This is a genomic window from Runella sp. SP2, from assembly GCF_003711225.1.
In the GTDB taxonomy this organism is placed as follows: Bacteria; Bacteroidota; Bacteroidia; order Cytophagales; family Spirosomataceae; genus Runella.
In genome coordinates this window covers 6,403,141-6,429,796 of sequence record NZ_CP031030.1, presented here as the reverse complement: position 1 = coordinate 6,429,796, position 26,656 = coordinate 6,403,141, and the positions used below count along the sequence as shown (strand labels likewise).

Sequence of the window (26,656 nt, the reverse complement as noted above, 5' to 3'; positions counted from 1 at the left end):
TAATTCATTGGGCTACTAAAAAAGGCTAACCTCCCTTATTAAACCTTTTTTATATACCTTTGTCTAACCTAAAATGCTATCAGCAAAGTACCCTCTAATCACTATCTACTATGCCAGTGTGGGATGTTTCTAACGCCAAACACCTGCTGTCTCGCTGCCTGTTTGGTTATTCTCGCAAAGACCTCGACAAAGCGTTATCATACACAACGCTCAACGACTTTGTTGAGAAGGAATTATTGGCCGACCGACCGCTTCCTTCATCTCCAGGAGACTGGGTAACGGAAACGCCTGTCAATAACTCACTCGAAGGCGACCGCTACCGCGCCATGACGTACTGGTGGTACGACCTCATGCTGTCGGAAGGTACAAATATGCGAGAAAAAATGACACTTTTCTGGCATAATCACTTCGTTTCGGCACGAGATAAAGTCAACTACCCGCAGCATTTGTACATTCAAAACAACTTATTTCGGCGTTCGGCTTGGGGAAATTTTAGGCAATTAACCAAAGATATTTCCATCGACCCTGCCATGTTGATTTACTTGGACGGTCGTTTGAGTAATGGAACCAATCCCAACGAAAACTACGCCCGCGAAATCATGGAGCTGTTTACGCTTGGCGTTGGGAATTATACCGAAAATGACATCAAACAAGCCTCCCTTGCTTTTACAGGTTGGCAAGTAAACGGGCTCAATGCGGTATTCAATCCAAACCGTTTCGCCAATATCAATAAAACTATTTTTGGAAAAACGGGCAACTATAAACACGGCGACGTGGTGGACTTGATTCTCGAAAAACCCGAAGCGGCCGAGTTCGTTTGTCGCAAGCTATTCAAAGAGTTTGTGTTTTATAAACCCAACGAGGCTTTTGTCAAGCAAATGGCCGATGTATTTCGTAAAAATAATTACGAAATACGCCCCGTATTAAAGTTTATGCTCACTTCTGAGGAGTTTTTTAACCCACAATACCGAGGCGCCAAAATTAAAAACCCCATGGAAATTACCGTGGGTATTCTTAAAGCCTTTGATTTAACTCGTGAACAAGTCAATACGACCAACGATTGGCCGTACATCTATACGCAAACGCAAGCACTTCAACAACAACTTTTTTACCCCCCAGATGTACAAGGATGGGTAGGGCAACGCGATTGGATTAGCTCAACCACTTTTGTCACGCGCGGCAGTCTTTCCGACTATATCGTCAACAACATGGGAAATGCCAGAGCAACCCAATTTAAACAAATTAATACGCCTGTTTCCTACGCCCGTACCTTCAAAACGTCGGAAGATGCGACCAAATTGGTGGACGATATGGTGGGTCTCTTTTTGCAGTTTCCTATAAGTGCGGCAAAAAAACAGTCGCTGCTTTCGACCTTACTGGGCAGTACGATTCTCGCCAACTGGTCCACCAGTACCCCTGGCGCCGACAACCAAATCAAAGCGTTGCTCAAAGCGATTATGCGCCTGCCAGAATTTCAGTTTGCGTAACCCTTCAACCCTGAAAATAACTTATGAATCGGAAAGAATTCTTACAACAATTAAGCTTTTTGTCGGGTGGGGTCGCTTTTGGAATGGGCGGAATGTCCGTCAAAGCTTTTGCCCATAATCCGTTTTCCATCGATATGGAAGCAACTAACGGAAAAATCTTGGTTTTAGTCCAGCTTGCGGGTGGAAACGATGGCTTGAATACCGTCGTGCCGTACGAAAACTCGTTGTACTACAACAAGCGTACGAGCATTGCCATCAAAAAAGAAAACGTATTGCCCCTGACAAGTCAGATGGGACTCAATCCTGCAATGGCAGCTTTTAAAGACTTATACGACAAAGGTAAACTGACCCTTGTTCAGAATGTAGGTTATGCCAACCCCAACCGTTCACACTTTCGTTCTACCGATATTTGGTTGACGGGCTCTGATGCGGCCGAATTTTGGGATGAAGGCTGGGTTGGACGCTATTTGACCCAACTCTACCCAGGGTTTCCCCTCCAAATCCCCGAAGAACCCATGGCTATTCAGCTGGGTTCGGTGGAGTCGTTGTTGATTCAAACCGACCTCGGCTCAACGGGGGTAGTGTTTAGTAACCCTACTAATTTTTATAACCTTGTCACAGGAACGACCCTCGATAATGAACCTGTTCCTGATACCCTTGCAGGCGACGAACTTCGTTTTATGCGCCAAGTAGCGACCCAGTCGGTGGCCTACTCGGGCATTATCAAACAAAAATGGGATAAGTCTCTCAAAAATCTTTACACCTACCCTACAACAAACTTGGCAAGTCAGCTCAAAATTGTGAGCGAGCTTATTGGCGGTGGGCTTCAAACTCCAATCTATCTTACCACGATTGGGGGTTTTGATACCCACGCCAACCAAGTAGTGGCCAATGCCACCAACACTGGCACCCACGCCAATTTGCTCAGAACTGTTTCGGATGCCGTGGCTGCTTTCCAAAAAGACTTGGAAAAACGCGGCTTGGCCGACAAAGTAGTGGTCATGACTTTCTCAGAGTTTGGCCGACGGGTGTCGCAAAATGGCACCATGGGTACCGACCACGGCTCAGCGGCACCACTGTTTGTGATTGGTTCGGGCGTTAGGGGAGGGATATTGGGAAGAAATCCTGTCTTGAGTGACCTCGACGGCAACGGCGACATCAAATTTGAGTACGATTTCCGCCAAATCTACGCCAGCATTTTGCAAGACCACTTAGGGGTAGAATCTAGCACTGTCCAAAAGATTATGGGAGGAAAAACGTTCTCAACGCTTCCTATTTTCCGCCAATCGACGAGTGGATACGTGGCTACCAACCAAGAGTTTACGTTTGAACAAAGCGGAGCCAACCCATTCACGACCTACACCACCCTTTTGTACTCACTCAAAAAAGACATGTACGTCAAAATCGGCCTGTACGACATGATGGGTCGTGAAGTAGGTACGATTAAAGAAGGCAACATGGCGGCGGGCGTATATTCAGAGATTATTGACGGAAACTACTGGATACCAGGCCCTTATTTGTGTGCAATGCAATGCGACGCAGGGAAAAAAGTAATCCGAATTTTAAAAGCATAACGAAGGAAAGAAAGACAACGAAAGGCGAATAATTGGATGTACAACAAAATCAGCGGCGCAACGTTTTAAAATTTGGTATAATTTTGGCAAATGATTCGTTAGTTTCGTATCAAACACGTAGAATTACCATGTTTTTGCATTCGAGTATGTCCTCTTTCCGCTTTGTTCCTGCATTTGTTACGCTTTGTTTGGCATTTACGGCTGCTGCACAAGAGCAAAACCCTTCGTCGAGCAAAACCAAATCGCAACAACTTAAAGAACGAAAAGCGCAGGCCGATAGCATGCTCCAAAAAGCAGGCATTGCCACGCCTAGCCTTGGAGTTGGTGCCACCGTCGGAGGTAAATCCGTCAAACCCTCGGATGCTAAAGAGTTTTTCAGTGAAACGCTGCCCGACCTTGGCCTCAAAATCAAGGATATTAAGAAAAAAGAAAAGGCACGCAGGCAGAAAAAGAAAAAATACCATACCGATTACGAAGGGCTTGCCATCAACCGCATGACCTCTAGCACGGGAAGTGGCGACCGTATTACGCAAATCGAATTTCACGTTCTGAAAGAATACCGCCAACCACGTACCTACGATGGGCTGGATGTGTATTGGTACGATACCCGCAACCGCATCATTACTAAATCGGTGATGAAAGACAAAGAAGCGGCGCTGATTTTGCACGGCCCATACAAACGCTACGTGTCGGGAAATTTGGTCGAAGAAGGCAATTATTACATCGGCACCAAAGATGGGCGCTGGGAAAGTTACGACGGCGATTATAAATTGTTGGACAAAAGCAAATGGAAACACGGATTTCCTGCCGAGTCAAGAGTCACCTATTATGATTCGGCACACACCAAGGTGCGGGAAGTGATTCCAGTGCAGTTTGGCAAACGCAAAGGTGATTACCTGATGTTTTATGACGGTGGTCAGCTCATGGTCAAAGGCCAATACGACAACGATTTCCCCGTCGGAACCTGGAATGAATACTACCAATACCGTCGTCAACGCAAAAAAGTAACCCGCTACCCTCGCTACTGGTATGAAGACGGCGAAGCAGTGGTTCTCAGCGAATGGGACGATAAGGGCAAACTTATTTACGAACGCCCCAAAGACGCCGACACCACCGAAGAGTCTGAAAAATAAGCTAAAACCTGTTGGAATTTCTTTTTAGAAAGAACTACCCAACAGGTTTTTTAGTGAACTTTTTATAGTTGCAACTTCGTTGCAGATGAAGTACTTTTGTCCAAAATGAATAAAAAAGAACTTCCTCCTTCCTCAATATTCCCGACGCGCCCAAGACGCCGTTGGCAGCATCAATTCTTCACTGGATGGGTTCTTTTTTTGTTGTTTCACTCTGCTTACGGTCAAACTGCGAAAGATTGCCACTGTCTCATCAAGGGAGTCGTCAAAGACCGTGAAACCCGTCAACCCATCGTTGGGGCTATTTTACGCATCGAAGGAACTTCCTTTTTTGCCACAACGGACACCTCAGGACGGTATAAAATCGACCAAATTTGCCAAGGGAAATACACCCTCGAATGCCGAATCGTTGGGTATAAAATCATTAAAACCTCCATTGTTCTTGAGCACAGCGCCGAAGAGGACCTGAACCTGAGAGAAGATGAGGTTCACCTTCAGGACGTCGAGATTGTTGCACGGCGCATCCAAACGCCTCTTTCCCAAAAAAGTAGCCTTTTAGAAGGTCAAGCCCTCGACCTCACCCGTGGTGAAACGTTGGGCGACGCCCTCAAAAAAATATCGGGCGTCACAACCCTGCAAACTGGGGCATCGATTAGCAAGCCCGTCATCCACGGTCTGCACAGCAATCGGGTCGTCATTATGAACAACGGCATTCGCCAAGAAGGCCAACAGTGGGGCTCAGAACACGCGCCCGAAATCGACCCGTTTATTGCCAAACGCCTAACCGTTGTCAAAGGAGCAGCAGGTGTTCGCTACGGCTCTGACGCCATTGCGGGCGTTATTTTGGTCGAGCCCGACGAGCTTCCCAAAACCCCACGACTGAGTGGCGAAGTGAATGCTGCGGCGTTTTCCAACGGCCGCATTGGGGTTGTGTCAGGTACATTGCAAGGAGGATTACCACAGTGGAAAGGCTGGGCGTGGCGTATTCAAGGCACCCTCAAAAACGGTGGCAACATCCGCACTCCCGACTATTTTATGGCCAATACGGGCGTGCGAGAAAACAATTTTTCGGTCACAACAGGCTACCGAAGCAGCCGCTTTGGCGTTGAAGCATTTTTTAGCCAATTTGTTAATAACATTGGCATTTTTTCGGGTTCACACATTGGGAGTACGTCCGATTTATTAAACGTCATCAAAAACGGCGAACCATTTATCAAAACGGACTTCACCCGCAACATCGAACGCCCCAACCAGCTCATTCTCCATAACCTTCTCAAAGGAAAAGCATTTTATAATTTTAACGGCAACCGACTTAGTTGGACCGTCGGGCGGCAATTTAACCGTCGGGCCGAGTATGACTTGCACGGGCCGCAAGCATCCACTACTCCCGCGCTACTATTCCGCATCACTACCCTTACCAGCGACCTTGTGCTTGACCACAAGCCACTTGGCAACGGCAAAATGAGTGGACAACTTGGCCTAAGTGGACTGTATCAGTACAACTTTACGGACGGGCGGCCACTGATTCCTGATTTTGAGCAAACCAATATCGGCGTTTTTGGGCTAGAACGTTGGGTATTTCAACACTGGGAGTTGGAAGCTGGCGCTCGTTTTGACTGGCGCCAATTGGATGTTTTTCGCTTCATTGGCAGCACGCCTGACCCTCGACATCATTCATTTAATAATGGCTCTGGGACCGTTGGCGTAGTTTATACCCCCGACGAAAAGTTGTCGTTTCGAGCCAATTTTGGAACAGCTTGGCGGCCCCCTACGCCCAATGAATTGTACAGCAAAGGCGTTCACCACGGAGCAGCTTCGTACGAAGAAGGCGACGAAACTCTTCGGCCTGAAATCGCTTACAACCTCATCGGAAGTGTGGAATACACTGGCCAACGTTTTAAGGGAGAATTGGGAATGTATCACAACCAAATTTCTGATTTTATTTACCTAAAGCCCCAAGCCGAACCTATTTTGACCATCCGTGGCGCGTTCCCCTATTTCAAATACACCCAAACCGACGCCACATTTACGGGCTTCGACCTTGATACTCAGTGGGATATAATTCCAAAGCATTTTTCCCATAATTTAAAACTCTCTTATTTGCGCGCTTACGACCGCCGTGAGCAGGGGTATTTGGTGTTTATTCCTGCCAATCGCATCGAAAATGAATTGCGTTGGAATGTTGGGAAAGTGTTTTCTTCCAAAGATACCTATGTGACACTCAGCCACCTTTGGGTGGACAAACAGCGACGCGTACCGCCTAACAGTGATTTTATGGAACCTCCTTCGGCTTATCATTTGTGGAATATAAACATAGGGGGCATTCTGTCGCTCAAGGAATCGTCGCAATTACATTGGACTTTTGCGGTTCAAAACGCCCTTAATACTTCGTACCGCGACTACCTCAATCGGTTTCGCTACTTTGCAACCGAACAAGGCCGCAATATCTCCCTGAAACTTCGCTATACGTTTTAATTCCTTTGCAAAAAATTCTGCTCAAAAGTCAATTGCAACATTGATGCAAGTGAAACTTTAATTACATTTGCAACATTATTGCAAAAATAGCCACAAATGAAAAAAAAATTGCCCGTAACCGTACTGTCAGGTTTTTTGGGGGCAGGTAAGACCACCCTACTCAACCACGTACTTCACAACAAGGAAGGACTTAAAGTCGCGGTCATTGTGAACGACATGAGTGAGGTAAACATTGACGCACAGCTTGTAGCGCGAGAAAACACCCTTTCTCGCACCGAAGAAAAACTCGTTGAGATGTCGAATGGTTGTATTTGTTGCACGCTCAGGGAAGATTTGATGGTAGAAGTAGAACGGCTGGCCAAAGAAAACCGCTTTGACTACCTACTCATTGAAAGCACAGGCATTTCTGAGCCTGTTCCTGTGGCGCAAACTTTCACGTTTGTGGACGAAGAAAACGGCATTGATTTGTCTAAATGGGCACAAATCGACAGCATGGTCACGGTGGTGGATGCCTTCAATTTTGCCAAAGATTTTGGTTCGGTGGATACCCTTCAAACGCGCCAACTCAGTGAAGACCCGCAAGATTATCGGACAATTGTCAACTTATTGACCGACCAAATTGAGTTTGCCGACATCATCCTATTGAACAAAACCGATTTAGTCACCAAAGCACAGCTAGAAGAGTTAACAGCCATCATCAAGTCCTTGAACCCCGTAGCAAAAATTATCCCAACGACTTTTGGCAAAGTGCCTCCTTCCACGATTCTAAACACGGGTCTATTTGACTACGACAAAGCCGAGCAATCCGCAGGCTGGATTCAAGAGTTACAAAACACAGCCTCAGGCAAAGGACACACGCCCGAAACCGAAGAGTACGGCATCAGTTCGTTTGTATTTCGAGACAAGCGCCCTTTCCACCCTGAGCGCTTTTGGAATTACCTTTCCAACGATTGGCACGCAGGCATTATCCGCAGCAAAGGACTTTTTTGGTTAGCTTCCCGCCCCGACGAAGCCATTAACTGGAGCCAAGCAGGCGGCTCCCTTCGTGCTGAAAGCGCGGGAGTTTGGTGGTGCAGCATGCCTTTTAACCAGCGAATTCGGTATTCGGCTTACGTCTCAAATCAAAAGCTCATCGAAAGTAAATGGGATAAGCGTTTTGGCGACCGTCAAAACGAACTTGTGATTATTGGGCAAGATTTAAACCCCAAAGCGATTGAGCAAGAACTCCTTGCGTGTCTTTGTACCGAAGCAGAAATCAAAAAAATGGAAGCCAACGAACGTTTTTTTGACCCATTCCCAGTTTTATAATTTTTCATTCAACATATCCATCAAACTATGTCACTTTTTCACACCCGGCTTATCATTCTATTAGGTTTAGTTTTAACCCTTGGAAGTTGCAAAAAAGAAGATCCCGCTCCCGAGGATGAAAACGAGTTGATTACCACAGTTCGGTTAAAATTTACCGAAAATGGCACAACGACAACTCAAACTTTTGAGTGGAAAGATTTGGACGGCGACGGTGGTGCTGCCCCTACCATCAGCGCTATTTCTTTACGCCCAAGCCGCACTTACAAACTTGAGGTAGAATTTTTAAATGAAAGTGTGTCCCCAGCAGAAAGCATTAATAGCGAGATTTTGGAAGAAGCAGATGAGCACTTAGTCGTAGTAACCCCAAGTGCATCTAGCCTGTTTACTTACACCGCCACTGATAAAGACAGCCGCAACCTACCCATTGGATTGGCAGGTACGCTAGTGACAGGAGCAGCCAGCACAGGTACGATAAAAGTACAGCTTCGTCACCAACCGCCCGTTAATGGTCAACCAGTAAAGAACGGGACTGTCACTCCTGGTAGCGACGATGCCAACGTTACTTTTCCATTGTCACTCGTTCCCTAAAGCGTCAAGTTAATTCTCAAAACCTCTGAGGAAGGGATATATCTAAAAAAAAGCACCAAAGTAACTGAAAATCGCTTATTTATTAGTACTTTTGCGGTCTTAATTTTTTGAGGTGTCTTTTAGATAAAAAAGATATATGAAACTGTCCGAGTTCAAGTTTGACCTTCCTCAGAGCCTTGTTGCGCTCTATCCAGCCGATCGTGGCGACTCCCGCTTAATGGTGGTAAATCGTCAAACTAAGAAAATTGAACATAAAAAATTTTCCGAAATTATAGATTACTTCAGCGAAGGCGACGTAATGGTTGTCAACGATACCAAAGTTTTCCCTGCTCGTTTGTACGGACAAAAGGAAAAAACAGGGGCTAAAATCGAAGTATTTCTGTTGCGCGAGCTTAACCGCGAAATGCGCCTTTGGGACGTATTGGTGGATCCCGCACGTAAAATTCGGGTTGGAAACAAATTGTATTTTGGCGATAGCGATTTGGTAGCAGAAGTCATTGACAACACCACCTCGCGCGGCCGTACGATCCGCTTCTTATATGATGGCAACCACGACGAGCTCATGCGTGCCATCGACGAACTAGGCGAAACTCCCCTACCGCGCGACATCAAGCGCAAAGTAGAAGATGCTGACCGTGAGCGTTATCAAACTATCTTTGCCCAACACGTAGGCGCTGTAGCGGCACCTACCGCGGGGATGCACTTTACAAAAGTGATTCAGCGCCGCATGGAAATCAAGGGGATTAATTTTGCGCCTATCACTTTACACGTAGGCGTAGGTACTTTCCGCCAAGTGGATGTCGAAGATTTGACCAAGCACAAAACCGACTCAGAAAATTATGCAATTTCTGAACCAAGTACGGTGATTATTAACAACGCATTAGACAACAAGAAGAAGGTTTGTGCCATTGGAACAACTTCTCTCAAAGCACTTGAATCTTCGGTATCGGCCAATAATCGCGTTAAGCCATTTGTAGGATGGACTGATAAGTTTATTTTTCCTCCATACGATTTCAAGATTTCAAACGCGCTATTGACCAACTTCCACTTACCTGAGTCCATTCTATTGATGATGACTTGCGCATTCGGTGGACATGAGTTAATCATGGAGGCTTACGAGGTAGCCATCAAAGAAAAATATAAGTTTTTCAGCTACGGCGACGCCATGTTGATCATCTAAGCAAATGACAAAATTTGCCATTATCGTCGCTGGGGGAAGCGGAACACGCATGGGGAAAAAGATGCCAAAGCAATTTATTGAAATTGGCGGTAAACCCATTTTAATGCACACCATTGAGAAATTCCTTTCGTATGATTTCTCTTTGCAGCTCATTCTGGTTCTCCCAGCCAGCGAAATGCAAGCTTGGTACGCCCTGTGCGACAAGCACGAATTCTACCCTCCGATTGTCACCGTTACTGGCGGTGGCACCCGCTTCCAATCGGTCAAAAACGGGCTTCAACGCATCAGCACAAAAGAAGGACTCGTCGCTGTTCATGACGGAGTTCGTCCTTTTGTTACCCCCGAAATCATTGCCAAAGGGTTTGAGGTTGCCGCCGACAAGGGCGCTGCCGTCACGAGCGTTCCGCTCAAAGACTCTCTCCGATTTGTGGCCGAAGACGGCAGCAACCAATCAGCCGAACGCGCTTCTTACCAACTCGTTCAAACACCCCAAACTTTCCGACTCGATTGGATGCGCCCAGCTTTTGACGCTCCTGAGCAGCCTTTCTTCACCGACTGTGCCAGCGTTCTCAACTTTGCGGGCCGTGAAGTAACCCTCATCGACGGGGCGTACGAAAACATTAAAATCACAACGCCCGAAGACATTCTTTGGGCAGAGGCTTTTTTAGGTTCTCATCACTAACCAAAAGTCACTCCCTTGCGACATCGTCTTTCAGTTCAGGCTTATGTTGAAGGCGTTCTTTCGGGCAACCGAATGGTTTTAAGTCGTGCCATCACCCTTATCGAAAGTCAGCTTCCTTCCGACAAAGAACTAGCGCAGCAAGTTTTAGAGCTCATTTTACCGCACACTGGGCGTTCTGTTCGCATTGGAATTACGGGTGTGCCAGGTGTTGGAAAAAGCACGTTTATTGAAGCTTTTGGCAAAAAAATAACGGGTCTTGGCAAAAAGCTTGCCGTTTTGGCCATTGACCCCACCAGCCAACGCTCAAAGGGAAGTATCATGGGCGATAAAACCCGCATGGAAGAACTTTCCCACGACCCTTTGGCCTACATTCGGCCTTCTCCTTCGAGTGGCTCACTTGGAGGAGTTGCCAATAAAACCCGCGAAACGATGCTCTTGTGCGAAGCCGCTGGCTTTGAAATAATTTTTATCGAAACCGTAGGCGTAGGGCAATCTGAAACTTTGGTCAAAGGCATGGTCGATTTTTTCCTTTTGTTGATGCTGGCAGGTGCAGGAGATGAGCTTCAAGGCATAAAAAAAGGAATTATGGAAATGGCAGATGCCGTTGTCATCACCAAGGCCGACGGCACCAATCAGCCTGCTACCCAAAGAGCAGTAATCGAATATCAAAATGCGCTTCACTTGTTCCCCCCCACCGAAAATGGTTGGTATCCACAGGTAAAAACCTGCTCAGCCCTCGAAAATAAGGGTTTGGATGCTATTTGGGCAATGATTGAGCACTTTACGCAGCAAGTACAACAAAACGGCTTTTTCCATCGAAACCGTCAACAGCAAAGCCTCGAATGGATGCACAGCCTCATTCGGTATGCCTTAGAAGAGCAGTTTTATCAGCACCCCAAGGTTCTACAACAACTTGGCGAGATAGCGGCACAGGTAGAAAACGAAAAATGGCTGCCTATTAAAGCAGCCACCTATCTATTAGAGATTTTTAAAAACTCCCCTAATTAATAATTCGGAAAGTTACAGGTACACACTTAACATTTGAGCAGTCTGTACCAGCACTTTGAATAGTGACAGTCGCTGTTCCTTGTCCAGTTCCAGTTCCACAATCGCCCGTGACACTCTGTACCGTATAAGTAGTTGTATTGGTTGGAGTGACTGTTACGGTCTTGCTAGGCTCTTGTTGTGTCAGTGTTACCGAAATTCCACCGTTTAACGCTACCGTCGCTGGTAATACGCTATTTTGGGACGTAACGGTCAGCGTAGAGCTTCCTCCTGCTGCAATTGTTCCTCCACCTGACAATGTTACTGTAGGTGTAGCTGGGCATTGGTTATTGATAGGTGTCAACGCTCCTTGCGACACTTGTCTTGTCAATGACATATTATTTTGTGGGTCAGCAGGATCAGGATATGCCATTGTCACGACCGTTGACGGATTGCTTGAACTCACCGAAATACTATAACATTTGCTGGTATTTCCTGCGGTACTAAATGCCAAACACGCCACTGTTTTCCAGTTGGTATCCACCGTTGTTCCTTCTCCATTCACCCCATTATTTACGATGTTAATACTTAATGCACTGGTAGGATCTCCTGGCGTCCGGGTCATTCCAAGCAACGAATAGGTTCCTCCACTAAATACTCCCCGACTTCTATAAACGGGGTTACTCAACTGGTTTGTGGGATACGTTAACAAAATATTGGCATTCCCCATCACAAAGGCACTATCGGCAGAAGTAGCACGGATTTCTACGCACATCGTCACCGAATCTTTGGCGCAGTTATAACTCCCTGGAACAAGCCTCACCTCATAACGTCCTTGGGCCTTGGCAAAAGTTGCACTCATCAATAGCGCCCCGACAACTAAAAAAGATAGAAGATTAAACTTTTTCATATTTTCCGAATAATTGGTTCGATTTTTGTTAAAGCCCTCAACAGCCTGCCATTTATATTGGGCAATTAATATGCCGGTTTAAAAACTTACGCCTGAAAATTTTCCGTTGTTTTTCCTCCAGAGAATGTCGTCGTTGGCATTTACTTCTCCATCTAAATTATAATCCGTCAGTAAATAGCGCGCAAATTTCCCGTTGTCTAAGCGCCACGTGCTTGAGTCATTAGCATTTATCTCAGCAAAAGAAGATTTGTTTGAATCCCCCGCAAATAAGCAGTGAATAGCTCCAACCTGAAGCTGCCCCGACGCAGGTGCATTGGAAGGAATATAGGACTGTTGCTGGGTAAAATCGTACGTAATCTTATTGCTTGCAATGGCTACAGGTGTATGAGACGCCGCCCCAACGTGCGTTCGGTGTTCTACCAAAACATAATAAGACTGCGACGTGGACAAAGTAGGGCAAGCTGCCACCAAGGTCACATTACCATTTTTACGAAGTAAACCCGCAGTTCGATAGACCGTTGAGGAGGTATTGGTTACATCCGTTCGTAGTGAAATCAACACCCAATCTACCACATCGCTGTCGTAAGAACTTACCGTCTCTGTGCCCAAATAATTCCAAGGGGCTGTTTTATAAGGTTGACCAGCAGGAGTAGCTACTCCAAAGGGGCTTACGGGTGTTTGGCCAGGCAATAGCCCTTGTTGGTTGAGCGTCGTTGACATTTCAGTACTTCCCCAAACACCTTCCAAATATATTTTTATGGTTGGGCACGCCACAGAGGTTGACGTAGAAGTAACGTTTACAACGATGGTTGCCCGTGGGCTTTCACACGAATTTACCGTTTGGGATACATAATAGTTGGTGGTTCCCACTGCCGCCGTCGATGGTGTGGGGGCTGTCGTATTAAATGTTCCTCCCGTTGGGACCGTGTACCATTTTAAAGACGTACCCGTAGCGGTTAATGGGCTTGCTGTTTGTCCTTGTGTATAGTTAATTGGCGACGTAGCTGTAGGAGCAGCAGGCGTAGCCGTCACATTCACATCAATTTTTGTACGACTACTTTCGCAGCCACTTACCGTTTGAGATACCCAGTAACTGGCTGTACCTGCCGTTGTCGTTGATGGCGTCGGTGCCGTGGCGTTACCCGTACCACCCGTCCCTGCGGTGTACCAAAGCAAATTACTGCCCGTGGCCGTCAGCGCTACCGCCGTTTGGTTTTGGCAATAGTTAATCGGTGTCGTTGCGGTAGGAGCACTTGGCGTAGCTGTAACGACGACATCTATTTTTGCTCGGGTACTACTACCACAACTGCCCAAGGTCTGAGATACCCAATAACTGGTTATGCCTGCGGTCGTCGTTGAAGGCGTCGGTGCCGTGGCGTTGCCTGTACCTCCCGTCGCTACGGTGTACCAAAGCAAATTACTGCCCGTGGCCGTCAGCGCTACCGCCGTTTGGTTTTGACAATAATTAACAGGAGTTGTTACTGAAGGCGGAGGTGGCGTAGAACTCACAACAACGTCAATTTTTGTGCGATTGCTTTCGCAGCTATTTACCGTTTGAGATACCCAATAACTGGTTGTACCCACTGTCGTCGTTGATGGGGTTGGCGCAGTCGAATTGCCTGACCCACCCGTCGATACCGTGTACCACAGCAAATTACTACCCGTTGCACTCAACGCTACCGCCGTTTGGTTTTGACAATAATTAATTGGCGTCGTAGCGGCAGGAGAACTTGGCGTGGCCGTGACAATGACGTCAATTTTTGTGCGACTACTTTCGCAGCTATTTACCGTTTGAGATACCCAATAACTGGTTGTGCCTGCGGTTGAAGTCGATGGGGTTGGCGCTGTAGAATTACCTGTTCCACCCGCCGATACCGTGTACCACAACAAATTACTGCCCGTTGCCGTCAGCGCTACCGCCGTTTGGTTTTGACAATAATTAATTGGCGTCGTAACGGCAGGAGCGCTTGGCGTGGCCGTGACAATGACGTCAATTTTTGTGCGACTGCTTTCGCAGCTATTTACCGTTTGAGATACCCAATAACTGGTTGTGCCTGCGGTTGAAGTTAATGGGGTTGGCGCTGTGGCGTTGCCTGTACCGCCCGTGGATACCGTGTACCACAACAAATTACTGCCCGTGGCCGTCAGCGCTACCGCCGTTTGGTTTTGACAGTAATTAATTGGCGTCGTAGCGGCGGGAGCACTTGGTGCGGCCGTGACAATGACGTCAATTTTTGTGCGACTACTTTGGCAACCACTTACCGTTTGAGATACCCAATAACTGGTTGTGCCTGCAGTTGAAGTTGATGGGGTCGGGGCTGTCCCGTTGCCTGACCCACCCGTGGCTACCGTGTACCACAACAAATTACTGCCCGTGGCCGTCAGTGCCACGGCTGTTTGGTTTTGACAGTAATTAATTGGCGTCGTAGCGGTGGGAGCACTTGGAATGCTATTGATGGTAAAGGTTGCGCTGTTTGAACCCGTTACACTCGGTGAAACAGAATTGACGCGAACCCTGTAGCCCGTTCCACTTAACGTTCCAGCAGGAATTGTTGCGGTTAATGGACTACTTGTTCCCGTTGTTGGAATATCAACAAAATTATTTCCAGCCGCATCCGACAGCTGAACGACGTACGAAGTAGAGGTTAAATTGGAAGTTGTGAAACTAACACTGACACTTTGACCAGCACATACGGTACTCGGCGTGACGCTACCAGTCGTAATAGAGGGCGGCGACGCCCCTGAGACCATTAAGCTATAATCTTCGGCTTCTCCATAATTTAAGTTAACGCAAGGATCGGTAACTGCACTACCCGACCCCGAGTTATAACTTGACCTTACCCGCATTCGTACCATTCCGCTTGCCGTCACTGGGATTGTGAAAGAGTTGGTTGCCGTAGGGTTCATCCTTGTCGAAGAAATATCCGTACTTTGATATACCCTTTCGGATGCTTCAAAGACCCCATCTTGGTCATAATCAAGCCATATCGTAATATGTTGGTCAAAATAAGTACCAACGCCCCCTGAAGTAGCCCTCGCCGTAAACGTGTAAGTACTACCTGCGGTTACGTTGTAAAGCGTGGAGGTGTAATCTCCAAAATTACCTGGCGAACAATTGGAGTTGACGTTGTTAATGATGGTTGTGGCTCCCTGTCTCAAGATAAAATCATCAATCAATACTTGGAGCGTCGAACATGGCGTAGTGTAGGTTGGAGTACAATAGTTAAGCCCTGTAGTGATGCTATATACAGCGCTGTAATCGGTCGAAGAATTGGATGCCTTTACGCGGTAATAATAAGTCGTAAACGCGGTGGTTGTTTGGTCTAAGTAAGTCGTAACGTTGGGTGCAATACCGCCAATAGGTACAAAACCCGCGGTAGCGGAGGTCGTTGAGCGCTCAATGATAAACCCTGACTCGTTAGAAGAATTGTCGGTAAATGTCAGCGTTACTCCCGATGGCCCTAGTATTCCTGCTAAATTACTTGGCACATTAGCTCCTGTGACGGTAGAACCACAAGTGAGTGAATATTGGTTTGCACCATCAGTTCGTAACAAAACCCCTCCGCTGATTCGGTTCATTTGCCCTGCCGTAAAAGTATTTCCGCACGCAATCGGATAATACGACATGATGTTGGAAAGCGACGGATTGTACAACTGATTTTGGGGATCTCGTGCCGTTCCAGTATAACTACAGCCGAGCAAGCTTACCGAATCTCGTCCGTAAGGATCGGCAGGGGTGTCACAAACCAAATCTCCTTTTGTTGCACAGTTGCCTCCCTGAACCAATTCACGGTTGGCTAAATTGGGGTCTGTGCTTCCTTGGAAAGTATGTAATAAATTAAAATAGTGGCCTAATTCGTGCGTAAACGTTCGCAAATCGGTAGCATTACTGGCCTGTACAAAAAGTCGATTAGTGCTTGCCAAAGTACTCGGAAAGTACGCGTATCCTGACACTGCCAAACTGCCAAACTGTATGGTATTGGGAAAATAAACGTTGATGGCGTTCGTCACATCGTTGGCATTACAGAGGGGAGACTCTTCGGTATTGTCGTAATCGTAGAAAGTGGTGTTATTGACGTAATTGGGAGAACCACAAAAATAAAATTGGAGCCCGCTACCTACGTTGATATAATACGAATTGACTTGGGCAAGCGCGATGTTGAGATCTGCGATGCTAAGGCCGCCTGTACCATCTGTTCTTCTTAGTATATGCGCTTTTATTGGGATATACTGAACCGTTTGAATGGCGGCTGTTGCGTACTGTTCGGCAAACTTTTGTTTTAGCTGAATGACTCGGCTTTCTCGGCGCTGAATTTCGTCCGCATTTTCGTGGGGAGTTCCGCAGGGTACAGCCTGAGTGTGTGCTTCAAAATGAAGCAGCCACGCGGCCCAAAACACCGCACACCCAATAATGCGTAAAACATTTCGAATCATGCCCCTACTACATCGTTAATACTTGTTAAAATGACGTTACAGCTTCGCAACCCACAAGAGGGCAACTCTGTGATAATCAATTATTTAAGTTTACGTAGGGTAATTGGTATAGTATAATTTTACAGGCAATAATTATGCCAAAAGTTGATATATCTAGTAGAATATACTTTTCTACCGATACAAAAACAATCTAAAACACACATAATGAGCCACTTACAAGAAAATTTAACTCAGAAAATAAGCATATTCTTACAGTTTTGCGGTATAATCTCGGCCCAACATTCGCATTTGGCGAGCTATTTGCTGTGTACGTCTCAGCGTATAACTCGACGGGTTTTTAATTGAAAAACGTAAAGGGCTTGGCAATACCGCTGCGATACGGGCTGCTTCAGTACGAGTTAGATTGGCCGACGATTTTTGAAAGAAACGTTGAGCAGCAGCCTCGTACCCAAAAGTCATATTGCCTGTCTCAGCTACATTTAAATATACCTCTAAGATACGTTCTTTTCCCCAAATCACCTCAATTAAGAGCGTAAAATATACTTCTAAAACTTTACGAACGTAACTGCGGCCTTGCCACAAAAAGACGTTTTTGGCTACTTGTTGCGAAATGGTGCTTGCGCCTCTGATTTTTTTTCCCTTCAAATTGGATTGAAATGCGTTGCCCATGGCTTTAAAATCAAAGCCCCAATGCTCAGGGAAAAGTTGATCTTCGGAAGCTACTACCGACAACGGCGCCTCTTTTGACATGTCTTCAATGGGAGTCCAATCCGAATAAATTTTACTACTACGACCATCCGTAATAGCCTCCACTTTTCGTACAAGCATGAAAGGCGTAAACCAAACGGGCACAAACTTGAGCACTGTCACCCAAATCACCGACCCAACCAAAAAATACAATATGCTCTTTAACACAAAACGCGTTAGAATCGATTTCCAACTTTTTGTTTTGGGCAAGGGCGCTGATGCAGGGGTGTTAGGGCGAATTCGGTTAACAGCCATAGAGGACTAAAAGGTGATTAGCAAATAGTGTGACAGATTAGATGTAACAAAAATCGAAAAAGGAATTCAATTGTTCAAACTAAAAACAAATCAGACGCAATTCGGTCGGCAAATAATTTCCCCTTGTCGGTGAGAAACAGTACATTGTTTCGTACTTCTACCCAATTTTTTTCAAGAAATTTTTCAACGTACTCCTTTTGTTCTTTCAGCAAGTCAACTTTCCCTATGTCCCAGATAACCGCCAAATCACAGCCCCAAATCGTCCTAAGACTGGTCAAAATATAGTCATTTACTTGGTCAAAGACTGACAATTCTTCTAGTTCAAAAACAGGCTTTTTCGCCTGAATACCAATAAGATACATAGCGTTGTTAGACACGTTGTATTGCCTCGAAACACCATTGAATGAATGCGCGCTCGGCCCAACGCCTAGGTACGGCCGCCGCTTCCAGTAGCTGCTGTTGTGGCGGGCATATTGGCCATTTTTAGCAAAGTTGGAAATTTCGTATTGCTCGTACCCAGCCTGCGTCAAGGAGCGAACCATCTGCTCAAAATGCCGCGCCGATAACTCTTCGTCAACGGGTTTTATTTTTCCTTTTTTGAGCCAATTTCCCAACGCCGTTTTTGGCTCAATGGTCAGGTTATAGGCCGAAATATGCGGCGTTTCGAGTGCCATTGCTTTGTCAAGGTCTTGTTGCCAGAGTTGTTCGTCACTGAGGGTTGGAACCATCCCCAAATGCGCTTGGCTCATGCCATAAATCAGGTCAATCGTCAGGTTATCAAAGCCATGATCTTGGGCCAACTTTACACATTGCTCCGACTCTTGCGCGTTATGCGCTCGGTTCATAAAACGTAGGTAAGGCTCATAAAACGACTGCAAACCAATGCTTAAACGGTTCACAAACAGTTTCAACGCACGGAGTTTTTCAGATGTTAAATCATCGGGATTGGCTTCAAGGGTAATTTCCGCCCCTGGCTCTACTTTAAAAAAACGGTGAATGGTTTCGAGGATTTGTTCCAATTCGTTTTGGGTCAAAATGGAGGGCGTTCCTCCCCCAAAATAGACGGTTTCGAGCATTCGCGTTGGCAAATAGTCTTGTTGTAGCTCTATTTCTCGACAAATAGCCGCCACCATTTCCGTTTTTGACTTCAGTTGGGTACTGAAATGAAAATCGCAATAGTGGCAGGCTTGTTTGCAAAAAGGAATGTGAAGGTATAAGTGCATGGGTATTTACTCCAGCGACGCTGGGTTCTTAGGTGATTTCGATGCCCTTTTTCGTTTCTTGAGCGCATCACTTAGCACGTATTCGATTTGGCCGTTAGTACTTCTGAACTCTTCTTGAGCCCATTGTTCCAGCTCTTTGAGCATTTCGGGGCTGATTCTGAGTACAAACGCCTTTTTTTCGGTTGCCATTGAATAAAAAGATAATGGTAAATAACGCAAAAAAGGAATGTTCAGACAAGTATCTAAACATTCCGTAAGACCAATCGGTCTGACTATCGTCTGACCTGGGTGCCACTAATTCTACAAAAGCCTGATTGTATAATTTATCGGTCTGACTATCGTCTGACCTAGGGCTTAATTGTACAACGTTCCCGCATTGACTACGGGGCTCACCGATTTTTCGCCGCAAAGCACAACCAATAAATTGCTCACCATGGCTGCTTTACGCTCTTCGTCTAAGTGAACAATCTCTTTCTCAGAGAGTTTGGCCAAAGCCATTTCGACCATTCCCACGGCACCGTCCACAATTTGTTTACGGGCAGCCACCACAGCCGACGCCTGCTGACGCTGAAGCATAGCCCCTGCAATTTCGGGGGAATAGGCCAAGTGACTGATACGCGCCTCGATGACTTTTACACCCGCCCGCACCAAGCGTTCGTTCAATTCATGCTCAAGCATGTCGTTTATTTTACCCGAACCGTCGCGCAGGGTAATGTCTGCATCTTCGTCTTCGATGTTATCGTAGGAATAACTTCCTGCCAATTTACGCACCGCCGCTTCCGACTGAATCTCAACAAACTTCTGATAATCATCGACTTCAAATACCGCCTGAGCCGTATCTTCTACATTCCAAACGACAACCGCTGCAATTTCAATCGGATTTCCCATTTTGTCGTTTACTTTCAGTTTTTGGCCGTTCAGGTTGCGCGCTCGCAAGCTTATTTTCCGACGACGGTACAAGGGATTGACCCAACGCAATCCATTTTGTTTCATGGTTCCAACATACTCTCCAAAGAAAGTGGAGACAGCCGCTTCATTGGGGTTGATGACTGTTAAACCCACAAACATAATACATCCTAGAAAAAACAGCAGTCCTGCTAACAGGCCCGTTTGGGCACTTGCCATCATTCCGCCCAAAATCCATAGGGCGAATCCCACACCAATAAATGCGTAGCCAGAGGCTGAGGTAAGTTCTTTTTCTTTCATCGTTTTTTGATATTAAAATGATATTACAATACTATCTCAATAATACCAAAAAATCACCCATTATCGGACTAACGGCCGAGGGAATTTATAAACGGTAATGGGGCATTTCGTAAAATGGGATTGAAGGAATAAATGGAGATGGACTGGGTTCTGGGCAGCGACCCGCTCGGTGTTAAATCTTTCTAACAATTTTTCATCGCTTAGTTTTAGATAATGTTTAAGGAGCACTAAGCCAAAATAGCCCCGTTTAGGAAGCCATGAGGGAGCTTTAACCATCGTTTTTTAGGAAGTAGTTCAACTAAAGACGTCCAATCAATAGTTTAAATAAATAGACCCTAAATCAGTCCGATTTAGAGGCATTTACAGCATTAAGGTCGAAAAGTGTATCTTGCATTTGTACTTCAGTTTTGTCGCAAAAACAAAACATACAAAAAACCCGAAAGTGGCCAATTTTGACTCTCTTTCGGGTTTAATTTATTTATAAAAAACTGTATATCAAAAGGTTAAGCCTAAAAAGGAAAGCCTACTTATAAAGAGGCACTTCTGCCATCCAGTTGTTTACTTCTTGTTTTACGGCTTCGATTTTTGCTTCGTTTTCAGCGTTCATTAATACCGCATCCATCAAATCTACGATACGCTCCATATCCGCTTCTTTCAAACCACGGGTTGTCATGGCAGGCGTACCTACACGCATCCCCGACGTTACCATTGGCGACTTGGTATCAAATGGAACCATGTTTTTGTTTACGGTAATGTCGGCTTTGATAAGCGTATTTTCGGCCAATTTACCTGTCAAACCTTTGCTGCTCAAGTCGATGAGCATCAAGTGGTTGTCGGTGCCGTTTGAGATAATCTTATAGCCTTTATCGACAAACGCTTTTGCCATTGCTTGGGCATTTTTGCGAACTTGGTGAGCGTATTCTGTGTAGTCATCACTAAGTGCTTCGCCGAACGCGACGGCCTTGGCTGCAATCACGTGCTCAAGTGGCCCGCCTTGTGTACCAGGGAAAACGCCAGAATCCAACAACGAAGACATCATACGAATGTCGCCTTTCGGTGTTTTCAAGCCAAATGGGTTTTCAAAATCGTTGCGCATCATAATTACCCCACCGCGAGGCCCACGAAGCGTCTTGTGTGTCGTAGTCGTGACGATGTGGCAATGCTCCAGTGGATCGTTCAATAATCCTTTGGCAATCAAGCCCGCTGGGTGCGAGATGTCGGCCAACAACAACGCGCCGATTTGGTCAGCGATGGCACGCAAACGGATATAGTCCCAGTCGCGGCTATAAGCAGATGCCCCGCAAATAATCATTTTTGGGCGCTCTTTCAAAGCGGTAGCTTCTACTTTGTCCCAATCAATAAGACCAGATTCTTGTTCTACACCGTAGAAAAACGGCTGGAAGTATTTACCCGAAATATTCACAGGCGAGCCGTGTGTTAAGTGGCCACCGTGTGCTAAGTTAAAACCTAAAATTTTGTCGCCAGGCTGCAAACATGCCAAGAAAACGGCCGTGTTTGCCTGTGCTCCCGAGTGCGGCTGCACGTTTGCCCACGTAGCACCAAACAGCTCCTTGAGGCGGTCAATCGCAATTTGTTCGATTTGGTCCACCACTTCGCACCCACCGTAGTAGCGTTTGCCTGGAAGGCCCTCGGCGTATTTGTTGGTCAATACGCTTCCTTGCGCTTCCATTACTTGCGGCGAAGTAAAGTTTTCAGAAGCAATTAGCTCAATTCCAGACTCTTGGCGGTGGTGTTCTTGGGCGATTAAATCAAAAATTTGGGTATCGCGGGCAATCGTGGTAGAAACCATTGTATGTACGATTTTGGGATGATACAAAATACGATTTGGAAGAAATTTTCGGCAAAGGTACTGCTTCCGAACCACATAGACACACCCAAGCTTGAGAAAATTAGAATTTTGTAGGCTTCTCTTGAAATTTTACAGAAATTAGATTTTTAGTATCATTGTCTTACTAAAAAAAAGCCCAACGGGCGAACCGAAGGGCAGGCGAAGCTCGCCTAAGGAATAATCCTTATTGTGATAAGCTTTCAGAAGCAAAGATATGTTTTAAACGCCAATTTATCAATCAACATGCACTACACGATTTCTCTTGACGCGGGTACAAATTCAATTGGTTTTGCCCTCTTAGATAGCACCAACACCCTATTAGAACTAGGCGTAGATACTTTCCCAATGGGAAATAAAGAAGAAAAGGGTGTTGAAAAGTCAAGAAGTGCCGAGCGTCGGGGGTATCGTAGTGCACGGAGAAATCGTTTTCGCTATCACTTACGTAGAGCGCAACTCAATACCCTTCTAAAGCCATTAGGAATGATACCCGATTGGTCTCACAAGATTACTGCATTTGATTTGTACAAGATGCGCAAAGAGGCAGTTGAGCAGCAAATTACGCTACAAGAACTAGGTAGGATTTTATTTTTATTCAACAAGTACCGAGGTTTTAAAAGTAGTAGGAAGGAGGTGGGAAAAGACCCAGAGAAGGAAAAAGAGGAGGGGGCGATTCAAAGCGAAATTAGCTGGCTCAAAAACCGAATGTCTGCTCATAATTGTAAAACTGTTGGGCATTACTTTTTCAAAATGTTTGAAAAAAGCCACGAACTCCAACAGCGTGGTGAATGGCATAATCCCGACGAACCCTACGACGAAAGGGGCCTGGATGGTGCAGAAAAGTTCTCACTGGTAAATTCACGCGGTATTCGTCGAGAAGGGCGACACCTTGAAAGAACACTCATTGAAGCCGAGTTCGACCTGATTTGGCAAAAACAGCGTACATTTTACCCTGCTATTTTAACCGATAGCAACTATCACCAAATTAAAAATCGTTGCATTTTTTATCAACGACTGCTCAAGTCACCCAAAAAATTCATCGGGAAATGTAGCTATGAGAAGTCCAAGCCTTGTGCACCATTGAGCTCTTTACCATTCCAAGAATTTAGGCTACTGAAACAACTTCTTGACATTCGTATCACGGACGAAAAAAATCCAGAGATGTTTAATGTGTCTCTCGACGACGAACAACGAGGAATGCTATTTGAAGAACTTCAAAATCGCAAAAGTCTGAGTTTTGGCGATGCTAAAAAGCTATTGAAACTACCTAAAAATGTAAAATTTAACACAGATGAGCTTGGTAAAGACTTGATGGGTAATAAGACCCGTGCTTCTTTACGTCAGGTATTGGGAGAAGGGCTTTTTCAAGAGATTGAACAACAAGGCCAACTTGAAAAGCTTTGGCATATCATTTATATGCACCAAGATGAGGCTTGGCTTCGCGAAAAGCTCGCCCAAAAATGGGAGTTTAGCCCTGATATTATCAACGCTATAACAGAAATTCACTTGGAGGAGGGGTACGGAAGCTACTCTACTACGGTGCTTCAAAAGCTACTGCCTGAACTACGTAAGGGAGTACATGAGCGCGATGCGCTGAAAAAAGCAGGTTACGAAGTAGAGCAAAACGCCGCGAACCGCCCCCTTAAACCTAGAATCAGCGAGCTCAAAAACAATGAGCTGAGAAACCCAGTAGTTGAAAAAGCAACCATGAGAGTGATTCGCCTAGTGAATCAACTCATTAAAAAATACAGTATCAATCCCGAACAACTTACGATTCGAGTGGAATCTACCCGCGAGTTGAAAAAACCAAAACAAGAACGTCAAAAAATTAGAAACCAAAATTTGGACACAGAAAAGCGTCGTAAAGAGTACGCAGCTTTTCTTACCAAGTACGGAAAGTTTGGTATCGTATATCCCAACAGTGCCGTCATCAATAAATTTGAACTTTGGCTTGAACTAGGGGAAAATCAGGAAAATTTGAAAGATTTTCAGAAGTTTATTCTTGATTCAAAAGGCTTTGACCTTCACTTTGAAAAGTATCGTTTATGGTTGGAACAAGGCATGAAATGCCCTTATACTTTTAAAACGATTCCACTAGCTGATTTGATGAGCCCAGAAATCGAGATAGAACATATCATTCCATACAGCCGTAGTATGGATAATTCATTCGTTAATAAAACCCTTTGCTTTACGGAAGCAAATAAACAGAAAAGCAACAGTACTGCTTTTGAGTTTATGAGAGACAAAGGGGAAGGGACTCTTATCGCTTTTAAAGAGCACATCAAAAAAGTATTTTCAAAAAGTCCCGAAAAACAGAAACGTTTCTTGCAAGAAGAAGTACCGCCGAGTTTTCGCCCAGACCAGCTTACCAATACGTCGTACATTGCTCGGCAAATTCGCTCAAAACTTCAAGAAGTAAGTCGTGATGTGCAATTTACGACGGGGGCTGCCACCTCCGAACTGAGGCGTATTTGGCGAATCGGTAGTTTGCTTGAAGAAGTAATGTATGAAGAAGCGACGGGTATAGAAATGTGGCGTCACTTTGCGAATCGAGCCGACGAAAACAACAAAATTGAAATAGAGAACTTCAAACAGTGGCAAGCTCAGTTTGGCAAGGGTAAAAACCGCTCCGACCACCGTCATCATGCCCTTGACGCCTTGGTGATTGGCTTTTGTACGCCCGCTATCGTTCAGCAAATCAGCACATTTCACAGAGTGAGGGAAGAATTGAAGATTGCAAATGCCGACCACGATGGCTTGCTTTTTAGCAAAGAATTGGAATATCGCTTACCTCGTTTGCCTATTCAAAAATCATCCATTAGAGAAGCACTCAAACAAATTTTGGTTGCGTCTCAGGTGAATCAACGCTTATTGGTTGCCCAGCAAAATCATAGTAAAAAGAAAGGAGGAAAGCATACGCAAGCCGTTCAAAGTGTGCGAGGGGCTTTGTTTAAAGAAACGTTTTTTGGTAAAATTCAGAAACCCCACCCTAATGCCTTTGACAAACATGAGGTATTTGTGACGCGAAAAGCACTCACTCCTGAATTAATCAAAAGTTCAAAAGACTTAGAAAAAATTGTGGACGTCCAAATCCGAGAAATTTTAAAACAAAGGCTTGCACAATATGGCGATAGGGGAGACAAAGCCTTTTCGGAAGAGGAAATGCGACGAAACCCTGTCTATATGTACAGCCTGAACGACTATCCGAATCGTTCGACGAACCCCAGCAGTAAAAAAGGAAATACGCTTCCCGTCATTAAAAAAGTTAGAACCATCAGTAAGAATGTACGCAGTTTTGTGGCGATTCCTGCCAAAGATGCCGACGGGGTCATTGTTGCTTCTAATCGGTATGCTGAAAAAAATGAAAACTATATCATGGCTTTTTACCAGCTTCTAAGCACCAACAAAAAAGGCGAAACGAAGCGTATATGTGATTTTAAACTCCTTTCTACTGTTGAAGCGGTGCGCAAACGCCAACAAGGTGAACCTCTTTTTGCCGACGAACTTACCAACGAAAAAGGAGAGACACTTCCGCTTAATCCGCTCTGTCCAAATCTAAAAAAAGGCGATTTCGTGGTTTTCTATGAAAATACCCCCGACGAAATTCAGTGGAATGACCCCGAGGATTTATCCAAACGACTGTATCAAGCAACAGGACTGAGTGAAGGAATAAAAAGCAAAATCTATCTTTTTGGCTATGTCTCTTTTGCCAAACATAACCATTCGCGTTATAATGCAAGTTATGAAAGCAAGGAGTTCTCGCTTAGTGAATCTATGCCTTTTCTAATGATGTCACACATTCAGCTAAAGGCTGTTAAAGTGAAGGTAAGCCAACTTGGTGAAGTAACTGTTTAAATTTATTTTACCCGCAGAAGACCGCTGAATAGTATAAACGCAGATTTTCGCTGAAAAGGTATTTTATGAAGCTATTCGTCAGCGTTTATCTGCGGCTATCAATCTGCGAAATCTGCGGGTAAAAATTTGAAAAAATGTATTTCAGATTTATGCGTACCACTCTTTTATTCTTGAAAATAACGTCTAAACAACTTACTCTTTTTTAATTTGTCAAAACTTGGCAACTTGTTGATTTACTGAACGATAAATAACGTTCTGTTGTGTTAAATATCGTCAATGTTCAATTTGAAAGCAAACCACAACCCGTGAGCTTATTGTACTCCGACACCAGCGGTTGTGTTAAATATCGTCAATGTTCAATTTGAAAGCAAACCACAACCGAGCGTAGCGGTTAATCTTTTACTCGAAGGTTGTGTTAAATATCGTCAATGTTCAATTTGAAAGCAAACCACAACCGGCCATGGCTTTCTCTAAAATCTCTCTTGGGTTGTGTTAAATATCGTCAATGTTCAATTTGAAAGCAAACCACAACAAGCTGACGTTTTTCCTGACTGCTGAGTAAGTTGTGTTAAATATCGTCAATGTTCAATTTGAAAGCAAACCACAACCTTTCAGGGTCTTCGATAGTGTACCCAATTGTTGTGTTAAATATCGTCAATGTTCAATTTGAAAGCAAACCACAACCAGAAATGTATCCTTTGCTTAGCGGCGGCAGTTGTGTTAAATATCGTCAATGTTCAATTTGAAAGCAAACCACAACGCACAATGACTA

General features: G+C 45.2%; 16 protein-coding genes, 1 pseudogene and 1 CRISPR repeat array (1 of these 18 cut by a window edge). Of the genes and pseudogenes, 10 read left to right on the top strand and 7 right to left on the bottom strand.

Annotated elements, in window-relative coordinates:
- Nucleotides 1–110: 110 nt before the first annotated feature.
- The 9 genes from DTQ70_RS25850 (at nucleotide 111) to meaB (ending at nucleotide 11,432) form a co-directional block, all read left to right on the top strand.
- On the top strand, nucleotides 111–1,487 hold the full coding sequence (locus DTQ70_RS25850; protein ID WP_122933477.1) for a DUF1800 family protein: 1,377 nt from the start codon (nucleotides 111–113) through the stop codon (nucleotides 1,485–1,487).
- Between the two features lie 23 nt (nucleotides 1,488–1,510).
- On the top strand, nucleotides 1,511–3,061 hold the full coding sequence (locus DTQ70_RS25845; RefSeq protein ID WP_122933476.1) for a DUF1501 domain-containing protein: 1,551 nt from the start codon (nucleotides 1,511–1,513) through the stop codon (nucleotides 3,059–3,061).
- Nucleotides 3,062–3,189: 128 nt separating this feature from the next.
- Nucleotides 3,190–4,194 (top strand): toxin-antitoxin system YwqK family antitoxin, encoded by a 1,005-nt coding sequence (locus DTQ70_RS25840; RefSeq protein WP_229600012.1) that lies wholly within the window; start codon nucleotides 3,190–3,192, stop codon nucleotides 4,192–4,194.
- A gap of 105 nt (nucleotides 4,195–4,299) precedes the next feature.
- On the top strand, nucleotides 4,300–6,666 hold the full coding sequence (locus tag DTQ70_RS25835) for a TonB-dependent receptor (RefSeq protein WP_122933475.1): 2,367 nt from the start codon (nucleotides 4,300–4,302) through the stop codon (nucleotides 6,664–6,666).
- A gap of 96 nt (nucleotides 6,667–6,762) precedes the next feature.
- Entirely contained in the window at nucleotides 6,763–7,974 is a 1,212-nt protein-coding gene (locus DTQ70_RS25830) for a GTP-binding protein (protein WP_122933474.1), read from the top strand.
- Nucleotides 7,975–8,001: 27 nt separating this feature from the next.
- On the top strand, nucleotides 8,002–8,562 hold the full coding sequence (locus DTQ70_RS25825) for a hypothetical protein (protein WP_122933473.1): 561 nt from the start codon (nucleotides 8,002–8,004) through the stop codon (nucleotides 8,560–8,562).
- Between the two features lie 136 nt (nucleotides 8,563–8,698).
- The gene (gene queA / locus DTQ70_RS25820) at nucleotides 8,699–9,742 is read left to right on the top strand and encodes a tRNA preQ1(34) S-adenosylmethionine ribosyltransferase-isomerase QueA (RefSeq protein ID WP_122933472.1); all 1,044 of its coding nucleotides are present in this window, start codon (nucleotides 8,699–8,701) and stop codon (nucleotides 9,740–9,742) included.
- Nucleotides 9,743–9,746: 4 nt separating this feature from the next.
- Nucleotides 9,747–10,424, top strand: a complete 678-nt coding sequence (locus DTQ70_RS25815) for a 2-C-methyl-D-erythritol 4-phosphate cytidylyltransferase (RefSeq protein WP_122933471.1) — start codon at nucleotides 9,747–9,749, stop codon at nucleotides 10,422–10,424.
- Between the two features lie 15 nt (nucleotides 10,425–10,439).
- Entirely contained in the window at nucleotides 10,440–11,432 is a 993-nt protein-coding gene (gene meaB / locus DTQ70_RS25810) for a methylmalonyl Co-A mutase-associated GTPase MeaB (protein WP_122933470.1), read from the top strand.
- Here the strand turns inward: meaB and DTQ70_RS25805 are convergent.
- From DTQ70_RS25805 to glyA, 7 genes and pseudogenes are all read right to left on the bottom strand, one after another.
- A complete protein-coding gene (locus tag DTQ70_RS25805) occupies nucleotides 11,425–12,318 on the bottom strand; it encodes a hypothetical protein (protein ID WP_164490211.1) in 894 nt (297 codons plus the stop codon). The two genes, meaB and DTQ70_RS25805, sit on opposite strands and share 8 nt — an antisense overlap.
- A gap of 78 nt (nucleotides 12,319–12,396) precedes the next feature.
- Complete coding sequence (locus DTQ70_RS25800) at nucleotides 12,397–16,752, bottom strand: GEVED domain-containing protein (protein ID WP_122933468.1); 4,356 nt, start codon at nucleotides 16,750–16,752, stop codon at nucleotides 12,397–12,399.
- Between the two features lie 249 nt (nucleotides 16,753–17,001).
- A complete protein-coding gene (mtgA, locus tag DTQ70_RS25795) occupies nucleotides 17,002–17,754 on the bottom strand; it encodes a monofunctional biosynthetic peptidoglycan transglycosylase (protein WP_122933467.1) in 753 nt (250 codons plus the stop codon).
- A gap of 74 nt (nucleotides 17,755–17,828) precedes the next feature.
- Entirely contained in the window at nucleotides 17,829–18,977 is a 1,149-nt protein-coding gene (gene hemW / locus DTQ70_RS25790) for a radical SAM family heme chaperone HemW (protein ID WP_122933466.1), read from the bottom strand.
- Between the two features lie 6 nt (nucleotides 18,978–18,983).
- The gene (locus DTQ70_RS25785) at nucleotides 18,984–19,166 is read right to left on the bottom strand and encodes an Arc family DNA-binding protein (RefSeq protein ID WP_122933465.1); all 183 of its coding nucleotides are present in this window, start codon (nucleotides 19,164–19,166) and stop codon (nucleotides 18,984–18,986) included.
- Nucleotides 19,167–19,568: 402 nt separating this feature from the next.
- Nucleotides 19,569–19,970 (bottom strand): annotated as a pseudogene (locus tag DTQ70_RS31360) (SPFH domain-containing protein); the annotation flags it as partial.
- A gap of 736 nt (nucleotides 19,971–20,706) precedes the next feature.
- Nucleotides 20,707–21,993: a serine hydroxymethyltransferase gene (gene glyA, locus DTQ70_RS25775; protein WP_122933463.1), complete on the bottom strand. Its 1,287-nt coding sequence runs from the start codon at nucleotides 21,991–21,993 to the stop codon at nucleotides 20,707–20,709.
- Nucleotides 21,994–22,275: 282 nt separating this feature from the next.
- Between glyA and cas9 the strand changes: the two genes are divergently transcribed.
- Nucleotides 22,276–25,884, top strand: coding sequence for a type II CRISPR RNA-guided endonuclease Cas9 (gene cas9, locus DTQ70_RS25770; RefSeq protein ID WP_122933462.1), 3,609 nt, complete (start codon nucleotides 22,276–22,278; stop codon nucleotides 25,882–25,884).
- A 257-nt stretch (nucleotides 25,885–26,141) separates the two neighbouring features.
- A CRISPR array of direct repeats spans nucleotides 26,142–26,656; the repeat unit is 46 nt; unit sequence GTTGTGTTAAATATCGTCAATGTTCAATTTGAAAGCAAACCACAAC; it runs 368 nt beyond the window's last position.

Bases quoted from the DNA above. Each gene is read 5' to 3' on its own strand.
- DTQ70_RS25850 (WP_122933477.1), top strand. From the start codon at position 111: ATGCCAGTGTGGGATGTTTCTAACGCCAAACACCTGCTGTCTCGCTGC.
- DTQ70_RS25845 (WP_122933476.1), top strand. From the start codon at position 1,511: ATGAATCGGAAAGAATTCTTACAACAATTAAGCTTTTTGTCGGGTGGG.
- DTQ70_RS25840 (WP_229600012.1), top strand. From the start codon at position 3,190: ATGTTTTTGCATTCGAGTATGTCCTCTTTCCGCTTTGTTCCTGCATTT.
- DTQ70_RS25835 (WP_122933475.1), top strand. From the start codon at position 4,300: ATGAATAAAAAAGAACTTCCTCCTTCCTCAATATTCCCGACGCGCCCA.
- DTQ70_RS25830 (WP_122933474.1), top strand. From the start codon at position 6,763: ATGAAAAAAAAATTGCCCGTAACCGTACTGTCAGGTTTTTTGGGGGCA.
- DTQ70_RS25825 (WP_122933473.1), top strand. From the start codon at position 8,002: ATGTCACTTTTTCACACCCGGCTTATCATTCTATTAGGTTTAGTTTTA.
- queA (WP_122933472.1), top strand. From the start codon at position 8,699: ATGAAACTGTCCGAGTTCAAGTTTGACCTTCCTCAGAGCCTTGTTGCG.
- DTQ70_RS25815 (WP_122933471.1), top strand. From the start codon at position 9,747: ATGACAAAATTTGCCATTATCGTCGCTGGGGGAAGCGGAACACGCATG.
- DTQ70_RS25805 (WP_164490211.1), bottom strand. From the start codon at position 12,318: ATGAAAAAGTTTAATCTTCTATCTTTTTTAGTTGTCGGGGCGCTATTG.
- DTQ70_RS25800 (WP_122933468.1), bottom strand. From the start codon at position 16,752: ATGATTCGAAATGTTTTACGCATTATTGGGTGTGCGGTGTTTTGGGCC.
- mtgA (WP_122933467.1), bottom strand. From the start codon at position 17,754: ATGGCTGTTAACCGAATTCGCCCTAACACCCCTGCATCAGCGCCCTTG.
- hemW (WP_122933466.1), bottom strand. From the start codon at position 18,977: ATGCACTTATACCTTCACATTCCTTTTTGCAAACAAGCCTGCCACTAT.
- DTQ70_RS25785 (WP_122933465.1), bottom strand. From the start codon at position 19,166: ATGGCAACCGAAAAAAAGGCGTTTGTACTCAGAATCAGCCCCGAAATG.
- glyA (WP_122933463.1), bottom strand. From the start codon at position 21,993: ATGGTTTCTACCACGATTGCCCGCGATACCCAAATTTTTGATTTAATC.
- cas9 (WP_122933462.1), top strand. From the start codon at position 22,276: ATGCACTACACGATTTCTCTTGACGCGGGTACAAATTCAATTGGTTTT.